This is a genomic window from Labrys wisconsinensis, assembly GCF_030814995.1.
Lineage (GTDB): Bacteria > Pseudomonadota > Alphaproteobacteria > Rhizobiales > Labraceae > Labrys > Labrys wisconsinensis.
This window is the reverse complement of record NZ_JAUSVX010000006.1, coordinates 335,959-350,857: the sequence shown is the minus strand read 5'-3', so window position 1 is coordinate 350,857 and position 14,899 is coordinate 335,959. Positions and strand designations below refer to the sequence as shown.

17 protein-coding genes are annotated in these 14,899 nt (G+C 68.9%); 12 read left to right on the top strand and 5 right to left on the bottom strand.

Going from position 1 to position 14,899, the window contains the following annotated elements; genetic code table 11:
- Nucleotides 1-108: 108 nt before the first annotated feature.
- From QO011_RS18505 to QO011_RS18470, 8 genes are all read left to right on the top strand, one after another.
- A complete protein-coding gene (locus QO011_RS18505; protein ID WP_307274864.1) occupies nt 109-1,050 on the top strand; it encodes an AraC family transcriptional regulator in 942 nt (313 codons plus the stop codon).
- Nucleotides 1,051-1,335: 285 nt separating this feature from the next.
- Nucleotides 1,336-2,688, top strand: coding sequence for an ABC transporter substrate-binding protein (locus tag QO011_RS18500; protein ID WP_307274863.1), 1,353 nt, complete (start codon nt 1,336-1,338; stop codon nt 2,686-2,688).
- A 125-nt stretch (nt 2,689-2,813) separates the two neighbouring features.
- A complete protein-coding gene (locus QO011_RS18495; protein ID WP_307274861.1) occupies nt 2,814-3,722 on the top strand; it encodes a carbohydrate ABC transporter permease in 909 nt (302 codons plus the stop codon).
- Nucleotides 3,722-4,543: a carbohydrate ABC transporter permease gene (locus QO011_RS18490; RefSeq protein ID WP_307274860.1), complete on the top strand. Its 822-nt coding sequence runs from the start codon at nt 3,722-3,724 to the stop codon at nt 4,541-4,543. The genes QO011_RS18495 and QO011_RS18490 overlap by 1 nt, the downstream gene beginning before the upstream one ends.
- A 73-nt stretch (nt 4,544-4,616) precedes the next feature.
- The gene (locus QO011_RS18485; RefSeq protein WP_307274859.1) at nt 4,617-5,687 is read left to right on the top strand and encodes an ABC transporter ATP-binding protein; all 1,071 of its coding nucleotides are present in this window, start codon (nt 4,617-4,619) and stop codon (nt 5,685-5,687) included.
- A gap of 87 nt (nt 5,688-5,774) precedes the next feature.
- The gene (locus QO011_RS18480) at nt 5,775-6,806 is read left to right on the top strand and encodes an NAD(P)-dependent alcohol dehydrogenase (protein ID WP_307274858.1); all 1,032 of its coding nucleotides are present in this window, start codon (nt 5,775-5,777) and stop codon (nt 6,804-6,806) included.
- A 193-nt stretch (nt 6,807-6,999) separates the two neighbouring features.
- Nucleotides 7,000-7,458: a carboxymuconolactone decarboxylase family protein gene (locus tag QO011_RS18475; RefSeq protein ID WP_307274856.1), complete on the top strand. Its 459-nt coding sequence runs from the start codon at nt 7,000-7,002 to the stop codon at nt 7,456-7,458.
- Entirely contained in the window at nt 7,455-8,360 is a 906-nt protein-coding gene (locus QO011_RS18470) for a sigma-70 family RNA polymerase sigma factor (protein WP_307274854.1), read from the top strand. Before QO011_RS18475 ends, QO011_RS18470 begins: the two co-directional genes overlap by 4 nt.
- Before the next feature lie 16 nt (nt 8,361-8,376).
- On the opposite strand, the gene QO011_RS18465 is transcribed toward QO011_RS18470, so the two are convergent.
- Nucleotides 8,377-9,069, bottom strand: a complete 693-nt coding sequence (locus tag QO011_RS18465; RefSeq protein WP_307274852.1) for a ZIP family metal transporter — start codon at nt 9,067-9,069, stop codon at nt 8,377-8,379.
- 335 nt (nt 9,070-9,404) lie between these two features.
- On the opposite strand from QO011_RS18465, the gene QO011_RS18460 reads away from it, so the two are divergent.
- From QO011_RS18460 to QO011_RS18450, 3 genes are all read left to right on the top strand, one after another.
- A complete protein-coding gene (locus QO011_RS18460; RefSeq protein WP_307274851.1) occupies nt 9,405-9,602 on the top strand; it encodes a hypothetical protein in 198 nt (65 codons plus the stop codon).
- Between the two features lie 171 nt (nt 9,603-9,773).
- On the top strand, nt 9,774-10,670 hold the full coding sequence (locus tag QO011_RS18455; protein ID WP_307274849.1) for a metallophosphoesterase: 897 nt from the start codon (nt 9,774-9,776) through the stop codon (nt 10,668-10,670).
- 132 nt (nt 10,671-10,802) lie between these two features.
- Nucleotides 10,803-10,988 (top strand): hypothetical protein, encoded by a 186-nt coding sequence (locus QO011_RS18450; RefSeq protein ID WP_307274847.1) that lies wholly within the window; start codon nt 10,803-10,805, stop codon nt 10,986-10,988.
- 280 nt (nt 10,989-11,268) lie between these two features.
- Here the strand turns inward: QO011_RS18450 and QO011_RS18445 are convergent, their stop codons facing one another.
- The 3 genes from QO011_RS18445 to QO011_RS18435 form a co-directional block, all read right to left on the bottom strand.
- On the bottom strand, nt 11,269-11,856 hold the full coding sequence (locus QO011_RS18445; protein WP_370881977.1) for a L,D-transpeptidase: 588 nt from the start codon (nt 11,854-11,856) through the stop codon (nt 11,269-11,271).
- A 389-nt stretch (nt 11,857-12,245) separates the two neighbouring features.
- Entirely contained in the window at nt 12,246-12,380 is a 135-nt protein-coding gene (locus QO011_RS18440; RefSeq protein WP_307274845.1) for a hypothetical protein, read from the bottom strand.
- 43 nt (nt 12,381-12,423) lie between these two features.
- The gene (locus QO011_RS18435) at nt 12,424-13,047 is read right to left on the bottom strand and encodes a LysE/ArgO family amino acid transporter (RefSeq protein ID WP_307274843.1); all 624 of its coding nucleotides are present in this window, start codon (nt 13,045-13,047) and stop codon (nt 12,424-12,426) included.
- A gap of 69 nt (nt 13,048-13,116) precedes the next feature.
- Between QO011_RS18435 and QO011_RS18430 the strand changes: the two genes are divergently transcribed.
- The gene (locus QO011_RS18430) at nt 13,117-14,082 is read left to right on the top strand and encodes a magnesium transporter CorA family protein (RefSeq protein WP_307274842.1); all 966 of its coding nucleotides are present in this window, start codon (nt 13,117-13,119) and stop codon (nt 14,080-14,082) included.
- A gap of 27 nt (nt 14,083-14,109) precedes the next feature.
- On the opposite strand, the gene QO011_RS18425 is transcribed toward QO011_RS18430, so the two are convergent.
- Complete coding sequence (locus QO011_RS18425) at nt 14,110-14,412, bottom strand: hypothetical protein (RefSeq protein WP_307274841.1); 303 nt, start codon at nt 14,410-14,412, stop codon at nt 14,110-14,112.
- Between the last annotated feature and the right edge of the window lie 487 nt (nt 14,413-14,899).

Sequence of the window (14,899 nt, the reverse complement as noted above, 5' to 3'; positions counted from 1 at the left end):
GCGTGCAGGCTTCCAGCCTGGTTCGACCCGGCTTGACGCGACCGCCGGATCGCGTGCCATCTTCGCCCGGCAGCGCACGAGGCGCGCGCCAGATCGCAAGGCCCGCCGATGCGCCGACAAGCCAAGCTACCGGGCAAGCATCCGGTGTTCGAGCATATCGTCACGGACGACGAGGAGACGTTCCTGTGGCGGCTCGACGATTATCCCTGGGAGCGCAACGTCTGGAACATCCACCCCGAATACGAGATCCATCTCGTCCGCAACGCCGCCGGCATCGCACTGGTCGGCGATCATATCGGCTCGTTCGAGCCGGGCCATCTCACCATTGTCGGCAGCGGCCTGCCGCACGATTGGGTCACCTCCACCCAGCCGGGCGAGCTCATCCGCGGCCGCGACATCGTCGTGCAGTTCCATCCGGACCGGCTGCGCCAGGCCGGCATGGCCTTTCCCGAGATCGCCAAGCTCGAACCTTTCCTGGCCCTCGCCATGCGCGGCCTCGCCTTCCATGGCGAGACGCGCCGGCGGGGTGCCGCCCTCATGGAGGCGATGGGGGAGGTGAGCGGGCTGGAGCGTCTGGCCCTGTTCCTGCAGCTCCTGTGCCTGCTGGCGACCAGCGGCGAGCATCAAGTGCTGTCCTCGGAGGATTTCGCGCCCGATACCGCGCAGCATGCGATGGATTCGATCAGCAGGGCGCTCGTCTTCATCGTCGACAATTTCCGGCACGACATCCGCCTCACCGACCTGGCGAGGTTGATGGATATGAGCGAATGGGCCTGCTCGCGTTTCTTCAAGAAGAACAGTGGCAACAGCTTCTCCGAATACCTGACGATGCTGCGCATCAGCGAAGCCTGCAAGCTCCTGGCGGATTCGGACCTGCCGATCACCGACATCTGCTTCGAGGTCGGCTATTCCAACGTCTCCAACTTCAACCGCGTCTTCCGCGCTCGCCGCGGCATGACCCCCTCGGCCTACCGGCGCCTCGCCAAGCACCGGGTCATCTCGGCGGCCCAGCGCACCGCCGGCCTCGCTCCACCCGTCGCCCCGCGCTGATGCCTTGTTGCGGAAGGAAGCTCGCGACAGCCGGCTTGCTGCGCCGCACAACGCAACAAAGTACAGATTCGGCGCTTCATTGCCGCTAGACCCCGGGCCGTTCGCGCTTAATGTCGACACCGCAGCGAGACATCGATCTCGGGGCTGGTGGTGGGAAATGCGACCCGGCCACGACGAATCGGAGCGGCTCGCTGCGTCCGGCGCGAGGTCCGGCAGCGCCACGGCGGGCGGACATTCGGGGACACGCGACGGCGAGCTGCATAAGAATATCAACGGGAGGACGACATGAGTCTGCTTCGCAACACCGTCAGCGCCCTTGCGCTGGCACTCGCCGTCACAGCCGGATCGCCGCAGGCCAAGGCCGAGGCCTGGGACATCGCCAAGGCGGCCGAGCCCTACAAGGGCACGGAGCTGCATGTCATCTTCCTCGATCGGCCGGGCTACCGCGCCATCATCAAGCTCCTGCCGGAGTTCGAGAAGGCGACGGGCATCAAGATCAACTACGAGATCGTGCCCTACGAGAACACCCGCGAGAAGGAAGTGCTCAACTTCAACAGCCAGGGCGACCTGTCGATCGCGCTCGTCGACCTCGTCTGGATCGGCGAGTTCGCCGAGAACGGCTGGATCCAGCCGATCGACAAGTTCGCCGGCGATGCCTCGATCACCGACCCGAACCTGAACCTCAAGGGCTTCTTCCCGCTGCTGCTCGACGCCTTCGGCACCTGGGGCGGCGTCACCTACGGCCTGCCCTTCGACAATTATTCCGGCCTCCTGTTCTACAACAAGTGCATGCTCAAGGATGCGGGCTTCGACAAGCCTCCGCAGACGTGGGACGAGTTGATGAACGTCTACGCCCCGAAGCTGACCAACCCGGAGAAGAAGCAATACGGCTACGCGCTCCAGTCGCTGCGCGGCGAGACGCAGTCCGCCGACAGCTTCATGCGCTTCCTGTGGCCCTTCGGCGGCTCGCTGCTCGACAAGAGCTTCCATTCCAACCTGATGAGCAAGGAGAGCCAGGAAGGCCTCGCCAACCGCCAGAAGCTGATGAAAGACATGCCGCCCGGCATCGTCAGCTGGGACCATGCGGAGGCCGTCAACGGCCTGGCGCAGGGCCAGGTGGCGATGATCACCGAATGGTCTGCCTTCTATCCCACGCTCACCGACCCCAAGACTTCGAAGATCGGCGACTGCCTCGGCGTCGCGCCCGAGCCGGCCGGCCCGGCCGGCCGGCTGCCCGCCCTCGGCGGCTTCTCGCTCGCGGTCGCCTCGCAGGCGCCGGAAGCCGAGCAGAAGGCAGCCTGGATCTTCATCCAGTGGGCGACCTCGGAGGCCATCGCCAAATCCTATGTCGAAGCCGGCGGCGTCTCCGGGCGCATGGCGGTCTATGACGACCCGCAGGTGAAGGCGACCTACACGTTCGTCGAGCCGATGGTCGCCTCCTGGCAGAAGGGCGTGCCGGAGTTCCGGCCGCGCTTCCCGGCCTGGCCCGCCATCTCCGAGATCATCGCGGAATTCGGCTCGAAGATGATGCTGGGCCAGCTCTCCGTGGAGGAAGGCTCCAAGGAAATCGGCACCCGCATGGAGACCATCCTGCAGAAGGAAGGTTACTATGACGGCAAGAAGAAGCTGCTGCAGTAAGCGGCGCTTCTGACCTCGTCGCAGCCGGCCGCGGGCCTTGCGCCCGCGTCCGGCCGATCCGTTTTGCCCATCCCCGGCTTCGGCGACCGGGACGGGCGAGCCGCCTCCCCTGCCCCGGACCTTCCGTGACCGACGCACCCGCCCCGCCCCGTTCCCGCCCCGGCACCAGCAAGTGGACGCCGTTCTGGTTCCTGGCGCCGGCGGTGCTGGTGCTGTTCGCGATCGGGATCTACCCGACCCTGTTCGCGCTGGTGACGTCCCTGCGCCAGTACAACCTCACCCGCGTGCGCGAGGGCTTCCCCTTCGTCGGGCTGGCCAACTATGTGCAGGTTCTGTCCGACCCGACCTTCTGGCAGACGCTCGGCCGCACGGCCGGCTTCTTCTGCGTGGTGATGCCCTTCGAAGTGGCCCTCGGCCTGTGCGTCGCCTTGCTGCTGCACCGGCCCGGCTTCGGCTTCCTCAAGGCGTTGGCGCGCGTCTCGCTCGTCATCCCGCTGGCGACGACCTATGCGGTGGTCGGGCTCCTGGGAAGGCTGGTGTTCAACCGCGACTTCGGCGTCGCCAACAGCCTGATCAACCTGTTCGGCTTTCCCTCCTTCGACTGGCTCGGCGACGTCTCCGGCGCCTTCGCCGCCATCTGCGTCATGGACATCTGGCAATGGACGCCCTTCTGCGCCCTGATCTTCCTCTCCGGGCTCTCGATGGTGCCGGTGGAGATCGAGGAAGCGGCGCGGCTGGAGACGGGGAGCAAATGGGCGCTGCTCACCCATGTGCAGATGCCCTATCTCCTGCCCGGCTTCACCGCCATGCTGATCCTGCGCTCGGCCGACGTGCTGAAGCTGTTCGACGTGGTGTTCACCATGACGCGCGGCGGCCCCGGCGCGGCGACGGAGCTGATCTCGATCTACATCCAGCGCGTCGGCTTCCGCGTGTTCGACCTCGGGCTGGCGTCGGCGCAGGCGCTGCTGCTCCTGGTCATCACCATCGTCCTGGCCCGCCTCTACATCCGCTTCTTCTACCGGGAGATCGAGTGATGTCCCTGCGCACCCCCGGCCGGCTCCTGCACGGGCTCGGCCTCCTCGTCGTCTTCGCGGTCACGGTCTTCCCGTTCTATTGGATGGTCTCCTCCTCGTTCAAGACGCAGAACGACCTGCTGGCCTCCCCGCCGCTCTGGCTGTTCAGCCCGACGCTCGCCAACTATGCCGACGTGTTCGCCGACCAGAAGGTGGTGAACGCGGTGATCAACTCGCTGATCGTGGCGCTGTGCAGCACGGGCCTGTCGGTCGCGCTCGGCACGCCCGCGGCCTTCGCGCTGGCCCGCTACGAGTTCCGCGGCAAGGCGGACCTGTGGTTCTGGTTCATCTCCAACCGCTTCATCAGCCCGATCGTCCTCGCCCTGCCGATCTACATCCTGGCGCGGAACCTCGGCATCCTCGACACGCATCTGGTGCTGATCCTGGTCTACATCACCTTCATCCTGCCGATCGTGGTGTGGATCTCGACCGACCAGTTCCGCTCGATTCCCAAGGATCTGGAGGAGGCGGCGCGGCTCGAAGGCGCCAACCAGTTCACCATCTTCTGGCGGATCTACCTGCCGCTCGGCCTGCCCGGCATCGCGGTCTCCGCGATCTTCGGCTTCATCTTCTCCTGGAACGAGCTGCTCTACGCCCTGATCCTGACGCGGCGCGACGTCCAGACCGCGCCTGTCGTGGCGACGAGCTTCATGTCGGGCTACGAATTGCCCTGGGGCAAGATCATGGCCACGGGCACCGTCATCGTTCTGCCCGTCACCATCTTCGCAATCCTGGTGTCGCGCCACATGGTGCGCGGCCTCACCATGGGAGCCACCAAGTGATCCTGTCTGCCAGCCTGCGCAAGGGCGCGGCGATGCGCCGGCCCCTCCCCCGCCATCCCCGGGGAGCGGCGCGATGAGCTACCTCAAGCTGGAGCGGATCGAGAAGCGCTTCGGTGCCGTGCAGATCATCAAGGGCGTCGATATCGCGGCCGAGAAGGGCGAATTCGTCGTCTTCGTCGGCCCCTCCGGCTGCGGCAAGTCCACGCTGCTGCGCATGATCGCCGGACTCGAGGAGGTGACGACGGGCGAGGTGTTCATCGACGGCACGCGCGTCACCGACACCGAGCCCGCCAAGCGGCAGGTCTCGATGGTGTTCCAGAGCTACGCCCTGTTCCCGCATATGAGCGTGCGCGACAACATCGCCTTCGGCCTGAAGATGTCGAAGGTGCCCAAGCCCGAGATCGACCGGCAGGTGGCCGAGGCCGCGCGCATCCTGCAGATGACGGACCTGCTCGATCGCCGGCCGCGCCAGCTTTCCGGCGGCCAGCGCCAGCGCGTGGCGATCGGCCGGGCGATCGTGCGCCACCCCAAGCTGTTCCTGTTCGACGAGCCGCTGTCGAACCTGGACGCGGAGCTGCGCGCCCAGATGCGCGTGGAGATCGCCCGGCTGCATCGAGACCTCGGCGTGACCATGATCTATGTCACGCACGACCAGGTCGAGGCGATGACGCTGGCGGACCGCATCGTCGTGCTGCGCGCCGGCCGCGTCGAGCAGGTCGGCTCGCCCCAGGACCTCTACGACCGGCCGGCCAATATCTTCGTCGCCGGCTTCATCGGCTCGCCGAAGATGAACTTCATCGCCGCCTCGGTGACGCGAGCGGGCGAAGCCGGGCTCGAGCTCGCGCATCCGGCTTTTGCCGCGCCGCTGCGCCTGCCGGGCCGGCCGACGGCTGCCGGGGAGGTCACCCTCGGCCTGCGCCCCGAGCACCTGACGCTGGAGGGCGGCGAAAGCCGCATCAACCTCGTCGCCGACCTCTCCGAGAGCCTCGGCGGCAGCACCCTGATCCATGCCCAGACCGGCACCGGCGAGACCGTCACCCTCCAGGTGCCGGGACGGACCATCCTCGGCAAGGGCGAACGGTTCTCGGTCGGCTTCGATCCCGCCCGGGCCTATCTCTTCGACAAGGCCGGCAACGCCCTCTAGCCGGGGCCGCGCCGGACGCACGACACGACCCAACGAGACACGTGCGCCCGTCCGAGGGGCGGCCACGCCGAGAATGGAGGACCGCCGATGCGCGCGCTGGTGCTGGAACGGATTCGGGAGCTGTCGCTGCGCGACATCGACCTGCCCCTGGCGGTCGGGCCGGGGGACCTGAGGATCCGCATCGACACGGTGGGCGTGTGCGGCAGCGACGTGCACTATTACACGCATGGGCGGATCGGCCCGTTCATCGTCAACGAGCCGATGGTGCTCGGCCACGAGGCGGCCGGCACGGTGGTGGAGGTCGGCAGCACCGTCACCGGCTTCCGGCCGGGCGACCGGGTGTGCATGGAGCCGGGCATCCCGGACCTGACCTCGCGCGCCTCCAAGCTCGGCCTCTACAATGTCGACCCGAGCGTGGTGTTCTGGGCGACGCCGCCGGTGCATGGCTGCCTGACGCCGGAGGTGGTGCATCCGGCCGCCTTCACGTTCAAGCTGCCGGACAACGTCTCCTTCGCGGAAGGAGCGATGGTCGAGCCCTTCGCCGTCGGCCTGCAGGCGGCGGCCAAGGCGCGGATCGCCCCGGGCGACGTCGCCGTGGTGATCGGCGCCGGGCCGATCGGCATCATGGTCGCCCTGGCGGCCCTGGCGGGGGGCTGCAGCCGGGCTGTTATCGCCGACCTCGTCGACGAGAAGCTGGCGATCGCCGGGCGCTATCCCGGCATCACCCCGGTCAACATCCGCCGGGAGGCGCTCGCCGACGCGGTGGCGCGCGAGACCGGCGGCTGGGGCGCCGACGTGGTGTTCGAGGCCAGCGGCAGCCCGCGCGCCTTCGAGGGCATCTTCGCCCTGCCCAGGCCGGGCGGCTGCCTGGTGCTGGTCGGCATGCCGGTGGAGCCGGTCGCCTTCGACGTGGTCTCGGCCGCGGCCAAGGAGATCCGCATCGAGACGATCTTCCGCTATGCCAACGTGTTCGACCGGGCGCTGGCGATGATCTCCTCGGGCAAGGTCGACCTCAAGCCGCTGATCAGCCACACCTTCGCCTTCCAGGACAGCATCGCCGCCTTCGAGCGCGCCGCAGAAGGCCGGCCCGGCGACGTCAAGCTCCAGATCAAGCTCTGAGAGACGGGCCCGCCCCCCGCGGCCAGGCCGCGGCGGTGGCTCGCCGGCGCCTGCGTGGCCTGCCGGCTAGCACGCCTCCTCGCGCCACCGGCCCGGCCGCTGCGAATTTTCTCTCCCCCTCGTGTCACACACAGGCCCGCCATCTCGTCCTGTGTTCGAGGCCGGGCGGTTCCGGCCGCTGAGGAGAGAGATCATGACGCCCCGTCTGGACCCCTTCACCGTCGCCCCCGACGCCTTCAAGGCGATGCTCGGGCTGGAGACCTATGTGCGCGGCTGCGGGCTGGAGCCCTCGCTGATCCATCTCGTCAAGATGCGCGCCTCGCAGATCAACGGCTGCGCCTATTGCGTCGACATGCATTCCAAGGAGGCCCGCAAGGACGGCGAGAGCGAGCAGCGCCTCTACCTCTTGAGCGCCTGGCGCGAATCGCCGCTCTATTCCGACCGTGAGCGCGCCGCCCTCGCCTGGACCGAGGCGCTGACGCTGATCGCGCAGACTCATGCGCCGGACGAAGTCTATGACGAGGCGCGCCGCCATTTCACGGAGGCCGAGACGGTGAGGCTCTCGGTGCTGGTCGTCACCATCAACGGCTGGAACCGCCTCGCCATCGCGTCGCGCTCGGTGCATCCGGTCGAGACGGCGAAGGCGGCATGAGCGCGCGGGCCATGGCGGACGCGGACGGCACCGCGGCGTTCGAGCCGCACCGGCCGCGGCTGTTCCGCCTCGCCTACCGCATGCTCGGCTCGGTGGCGGACGCCCAGGACGCGGTGCAGGAGGCCTGGCTGCGCTGGCAGGCGGCCGACCGCGCCGTCGTCGCCAATGCCGGCGCCTTCCTCGCCCGCACCGTGACGCGGCTCTGCCTCGACCAGCTCAAATCCGCCCAGGCCCGGCGTGAGACCTATGTCGGGCCGTGGCTGCCGGAGCCGCTGATCGAGGCAGCCGGCACCGCGGACCAGGCGGCCGGCGAGGCCGGGCTCGACCTCTCCGTGACGCTGATGCTGGCCCTCGAGCGCCTGTCGCCGCTGGAGCGGGCGGCGTTCCTGCTGCACGACGTGTTCGATGCGAGCTTCGAGGAGGTCGCGGCAGCGATCGGACGCACGCCCGTGGCCTGCCGGCAGATGGCGGCCCGCGCCCGGCGCCATGTGCGCGAGGCCCGGCCGCGCTTCGCCGTGGCCTCGGACGAGGGTGAGCGCATCGCCCGGGCCTTCCACCAGGCGACGGTCAGCGGCGATGCCGGCACGCTCGCCCGCATCCTCGCCGAGGGCGTGGTCCTGACCTCCGACGGCGGCGGCAAGGTGCTGGCGCTGCTCAACCCGATCGCCGGACGCGACAAGGTCCAACGCTTCTTCCTCAGCGTCGCCGAGAAGATCGCGGGGCACGGGCTGGGCTCGCCGGCGATGCGGATGCGCTGGATCAACGGCTCGCCCGGCCTGGTGCAGCGCTGGCCCGACGGCACGCTGCAGACCACCACCCTCGACGTCGCGGAGGGCCGGATCGTCGCCATCCACATCGTCCGCAACCCCGACAAGCTCCGGCACATCGAGCCGCCGACCTGAGGACGGTGGGCGCCCTTCAGCCGGCCACCTCCTCCAGCACCAGGAGGATGAGGAAGCCGGCGAAGAACATTGCCGTCACCCAGGGCCGGTCGGGCGTGCGGTGCGCCTCCACCAGCAGCTCCTCGGTGACGAGATAGAGCAGCGCGATCAGGCCGAAGGCGAAGAAGCCGGTCAGCACCGGGCCGGGCAAGGCTGCGACGGGCGCGGCGATCAGCACGCCGACCGGCAGCAGCAGCGCCAGGCCGGTGGTGATCGCGACGATGCGCAGGCGCGACGTCACGGTCTCGCCGAGCTCGTTCGCCACGGTCAGGCCGAGAAACAGCACTTCCAGCGTCAGGGCGAGGGTCAGGAGCAGGCCTGCCCTGGCGCCGGCGACGAAGGCGATGCCGAGCACGAGGCCATCGATCAGGATGTCGAGACCGGCTGCGGCCAGCAGGCCGACCGGGCCGGCGACGCGCTCCTCCAGCCGGCCGACCAGCAGCATGGCAGCGACGCCGGCCGCGCCGCCCACCACCGTGGCGACGGGCGAACCGCCATGCATGACGTCGGGCAGGATCTCGCCGGCCGCCGCGGCGAAGACGACACCGGCGGCGAAATGCTGGATGGCGCTGACCACCACCGGGCCGGGGCGCAGACGGGTCGCCACCGCCGCACCGATGACGGCTGCGACGACCGGGACCAGGGCGATCATCCAGGCGGAAGCCGGCATGGTGGAACCTCCCTCGCCATGATGGCCGCCCGCAGCCGGCATGGAAAGGCCCAGATGCTCCGCACGCCGCGCCGGCCCTGCCGCCTCGGGCCGGCATGTCTGTGCCGCATGGCACAGTCCTTGCCGATCGCCCGGCGGTATCCGTCCCAATATGGGCTGACATGAAGGGGCGGTTAATCCGACATTCATCAGGCTTTCGCTAACTTTGCCACAGTCCGGCGGCGTATTTCGATCGCCGCCGCCATTTCACAAGTCCGCCTTTTCGATGCTGCAATTGGCGGCGAACAAAGCGCCGGGGCCGATGCCTGCAGAGGCCCTGCGTCATGGAGTAGACAATGTCCGAGTATCACAACCCGCGTACCCCCTCCCACCAGCGCTCCGGCGCCCGCGAGCAGCTGGAGCGCCTCTATCGCGAGATCGGCATCCCCGCCGTCGCCGCGGCGGCAGCGCAGGTCGCCCGCAAGGAGAAGACGGTGGAGAAGCCCCGGCACGAGCTGCCCTTCTGCCTTCGCGACGACAGCCAGGCCGCCTGACAGGGCACCTGCCGGGCCCCGTCGCCGAGACAGGGCTTCGAGCCGCAGCCGTCCCGGATCGAGCCGGGACGCTTCCCGCAGGCAGAGCAGCAGGGCGCTGCGCCCGCGGGGGAAGCCGACTGAAACGTGCCGCCGGTGCCTGCGGCCACCCACTGCGGAGACCGGCCTGGAATGCTCACCCGCCGTCAATTCCTGATCGGCGCCGGCGCTGCGGCAGGCGCTGGCCTCGGGCTCGGCGGCTATGCCTTCGGCGTCGAGCCGATCCTGCGGCTGACCGTCGCCGACCACGCCATCGCGCCGAGGGCCTGGCCGGCCGACCTGCCCCTCAGCATCGCCATCGTCGCCGACGTGCATGCGATCGAGCCGTGGATGAGCGCCGAGCGCATCGCCGCGATCGCCGCCTTCACCAACACGCTCGGTGCCGACCTGGTGCTGCTGGCCGGCGACTACGAGACCGGCCTGGAAAGCCTCGGCGGCATCACGCGCAAGGTCGCCATGAGCGACTGCGCCGCCGCCCTCGCCACGCTCAAGGCGCCGCTCGGGGTCCATGCCGTGCTCGGCAACCACGACATGTGGGCGCATGGCGCCCGCGACGTGCGCGCCGCCTTCGCCGCCAACGGCATACCGCTGCTGGAGAACCGGGCGGCGCGCCTCGCCAAGGACGGCCGGCCGTTCTGGCTGCTCGGCCTCGGCGACCAATGCGTGCGCCGGGTGCGCGGGCGCTGGCTCGGTGCCGACGACCTGCCGGCAACGCTGGCCCAGATCGGCGACGGCGCCCCGGCGATCCTGCTGGCGCACGAGCCGTTCGTCTTCCCGCGCGTGCCATCGCGCATCGCGCTCACCCTGTCCGGCCATACCCATGGCGGCCAGGTGCGGCTGCCGGTGGTCGGACCGCTGGTCCGGCCCTCCCTCCCCGGCCAGCGCGCCTATGTGCATGGTCATTATCGGGAAGGTGACCGCGACCTCGTGGTCTCGGCCGGGCTCGGCATGAGCATCCTGCCGATGCGCTTCGGCGTCCCGCCGGAGATCACCCTGGTCCGGCTCGGCGGCGCGCCTGCCGTCGCGTGAGGATGCGTAATTGTCGCATTTGCGTCACATAAAACGCCGATTTCCATGTAGAATTATGCCTAAGTTCTTGCCACCAGTGCACAAATGTTGTGCAATGCAGCGACAAGAACAAGACTTGAGGATACCAGTTCGATGGATGAGGACAGATCGCGTCTCCAGCCGCCGCCGGCGCCGCCGCGCGAGAAACTGGAGGATCGTTACAGAAAAATCGGCCTGGCGGCAGTGGCAGCCGCGGTGAGCGTCAAGGACAAGAGCAAGGAGCCGCGCCAGATGAGCGCGGAGACCCCGCACTGGACGCAGATCGACGCCCAGTCGTGAGGCAGAAGGCTCCGGCCGCTCCCCGACGCAGCCCGAAGGGCAGCGTCATCTGTGACGATCGCGCAGCCCGAAGGGCGGCGTCATCCGTGACGATCGCGCAGCCCGAAGGGCGGCGCGAGCCTTGGTGATGACGCTGCCTGAACGGCCGCGACGGCCGTCCTGACCGTGCCGACGCAGCCGCGAGGACCGCGCCGCCTGTGCTGAATGCCCCCCCGGGCGCCGGGCATGCCCGCCCCGGACCGGGAAGGCCGGCCGTCGTGCCGCGTGAAACGCCCTGCGGTCAGCGCACGATGACGCGGGTGCCGGCGGGCACGCGGTTGTAGAGGTCGATCACGTCGATGTTCAGCATGCGGATGCAGCCGGACGACACGCCACGGCCGATCTTCTCCGGCTCGTTGGTGCCGTGGATGCGGAACATCGTGTCCTTGCCGTCCTGGTAGAGATAGAGCGCCCGGGCCCCCAGCGGATTGGTCCAGCCCCCCTTGGTCGGCCGCACCTGCGGCCAGCGGGCCATCATGTCGGCCGGCGGGTTCCAATCCGGCCATTCCGCCTTGTGGTGCACCACCGCCTCGCCGGTCCAGCCATAGCCGTCGCGGCCGAGCGCCACGCCGTAACGCATCGCCTTGCCGTCGGGCATGGTGAAGTAGAGCAGCCGCTGCTTGGTCTCGACCACGATGGTGCCCGCCGGCTCGCCGGTGGGATTGTCGACCATGTAGCGCGAATAGAACTTGTCCGGCGTCGCCTTGGGGATCAGCGCCATGAACTCGGCGTCGCGAGAAGACAGCACCGGATCGGGCGTGGTGTCATAGGCGCAGGCCCCGAGCGTGACACAGGCGGCGGCCACCACCGCCATGCGAAGCCAGTTCATTGCAAACCTCTCAATCGACGCCGGCAGATGGGAGGCCGGCCTTCCGCCACGGCCGCAGCCGTTAACGCACCGTGCATAGCCACGGTTAACCAAGGGTTGCGAGGGACCTGGAGTCAATGAGAGTGCGGCAAAAATGCGGAACTGTGACATGGATTCAACGCAATATGGCCGGTCCGCGTCACGCCCCCGCTGCGCCGCGATCCGCCCGGCGGCCGGCACGGTCCGGATCCGGACGGCGATTGCAGGCGCGCCTGGCCGGGTCCGAGCCGGCCTCGACATCGGCAGCGTGACGCCCCTCTCCGAGAGGCGCGACGGCCTCCAGGGTTCCGGGCCGGTTCAATGCGTTGTGTTGTGCTTCCGAGACAATGGTCAGGAACCAAAGCACGACGCTAGAACGAGGCGATGCCGCCGGAGGGCGGCGGCAGGTTGCCGCGCCGGCCGTCGGCGATGGTCTCGGGCCTGACTTCGAAGGCCCTGCACAGCCAGGCCAGGAAGCCCGACAGGATGGTCATGAAGGCGCGCATGCCAACCTCCACCGGAAACGGTGGGATCATACCATGAACGGCTTTACGCGGCCATCGCCTCGGCCGCGAGGCGCGCGGCGATCAGCAGCATGATCGCGGCGACGGCGAGGTCGAGGATGCGCCAGGCGAGCGGCCGGGCGAAGACCGGGGCCAGCAGGCGGGCGCCGAAGCCGAGGGCGGAGAACCAGACGAGCGAAGCGGTCGCCGCGCCGAGGCCATAGGCGAGCTTCGCCGTCCCGGCGAAGCGGCCGGACAGCGCGCCGATCAGCACCACCGTGTCGAGATAGACATGCGGATTGAGGAAGGTGAAGGCGAGGCATGCCGCCAGCGCCGCGCCGAGAGTCGGCGCCGCCTCCCCCTCCCCGCGCAGGCTCTCGGACCGGAAGGCGCGGCGCAACGCCATCAGCCCATAGGCGGCGAGAAACAGCGCGCCGCCAAGGCGCGCCAGAGCCAGCAGCAGCGGCGAGGCGGTCACCAGGCTGCCGAGCCCGGCGACGCCCGCCGCGATCAGCGCCGCATCCGCGGCGGCGCAGATGGCGACCACCGGCAGCACGTGGCGGCGCAGCAGCCCCTGGCGCAGCACGAAGGCGTTCTGGGCGCCGATGGCGACGATCAGCCCGGCTCCGACCAGGAACCCGGTGGCGAAGGCTTCGACGATGGAGGGCATGGCGACGCAGTGACGGAGGCGGGAGGCCGTGCTACTCGACCCCCGTCGCCACAGCAAGCAGGGATCGACATGCTGTCCGCCTATGGCGCCGAGGGCGGCGCGCTGACGCCGATCGGCAACGACGCGGCTGCCGTCCGGCGGGCCGTGTGGATCGACCTGGTCTCGCCGACGCGGGAGGAGGAGAAGCTGGTCGAGGCATCGATCGGCGTCGAGGTGCCGACCCGCGAGGAAATGCGCGAGATCGAGCCGTCGAGCCGGCTCTATGTCGAGAACGGCTCGCGCTTCCTCACCGCCGTGCTGGTGATGAAGACCGACACCGGCGTCCCGTCGGTGACGGCCGTCACCTTCATCCTGCACGGCGACGCGCTGGTGACCGTGCGCTACGACGATCCCAAGCCCTTCGCGCTCTACTGCGCCCGGGCGGCCAAGCCCGATTCGACCGGCGCCACCGGCGAGGCCGTGCTCGGCGGGCTGCTGGACACGATCGTCGACCGGCTGGCCGACATCCTGGAGAAGGTGGGCGACGACCTCGACGCCCTGTCGCGCTCGGTGTTCGCGCCGGACAGCGACGACCACGCCCGCTTCTACAAGGAGGACATGCGCGCGCTCGGCCGCCGGGCGGACCTGATCTCCAAGGCGCGCGAAAGCCTGGTCTCGCTGGCGCGCCTGCTCCTGTTCCTGACGGCCGACATCGAAGGCGCCGCGCCGGTGCGCACCCTGCAGGCGGACGTGCGCACCATGCGGCGCGACGTCGAATCGCTGGCGCTGCACGCCGACTATCTCACCAGCAAGGCCCAGCTGCTGCTCGACGCGGTGGTCGGCATGGTGTCGATCGAGCAGAACAACATCATCAAGATCTTCGCCGTGCTGTCGGTGGTGCTGATGCCGCCGACGCTGGTCGCCTCGATCTACGGCATGAACTTCAAGGTCATGCCGGAGCTGGACTGGAGCTGGGGCTATCCCGCCGCCCTGGCGGTGATGGCGTTCGCCGGGGCACTGCCCTATCTCTATTTCAAGTGGAAGCGCTGGCTCTGACGCCGGCGCGGCGGCCGTCGCAAGGCTTCAGTGGAAGCCGGCGGTCGGGCCGACGGCCGCGGAAACCAGGGCGCCGTCGATGCGAGAGACGATGGCCCGCGCCGTGTCGACATGCTTCTCGATCCCGGCGGTGAGCGCCTGGCGCTCGCCCGGGTCGATCGAAGCCGCGTCGAGCGCAGCCTCGAGGCGCAGCAGCGTGGCGTGCAGGTCGCCGACAAGGTCCCGATGCTGGCGGATCGAGACGAGATAGGCGCGATGCAGCTGCGCCATAGCCTCTCCGACCTCGTCGGCATCCTCGGCGATCGCATCAAGAGACGCTGAATCGATCATGGCCTTCCTCCCCCCGGGAAGCGTAGCGGCGAGCCATGCGCCGCGACGCCATCAATATACCGTCAATAACCCATTCGTCTTGGCCATACTGTGCGATCGGGCACACGCCGGCAAAACCTGTAACGCGGGTGTAACACAGGGAACACTTGCCCTCGGCGCGCCGTGCTTCCGGCCGAGCTTGTAGGCATTGCTTGCATTCAACCGGACTTATTGACGTAAGGGTATTGCGTGAATGTCGCGCAACGGAGCAGCCAGGCCCACCGAAACCGTCCATCTCGACAGGCATTCGCGCCGGATTCGACAGTATGCTCTGGTATTGCAGATGCCGCGGCCGCGGCGAATGCGCGTCTTCCCGCACGAATGGCCGGGCGATACCGCGCCGCGCCGCTTCGACGACCGGATTTTGCCTCGCCCCGGCCGGCGGGGGCGCAGGCGACGCTGCGTCGCCATGCAACCGGCAGTTCCCCGGATCCCGGCGCCCGATACG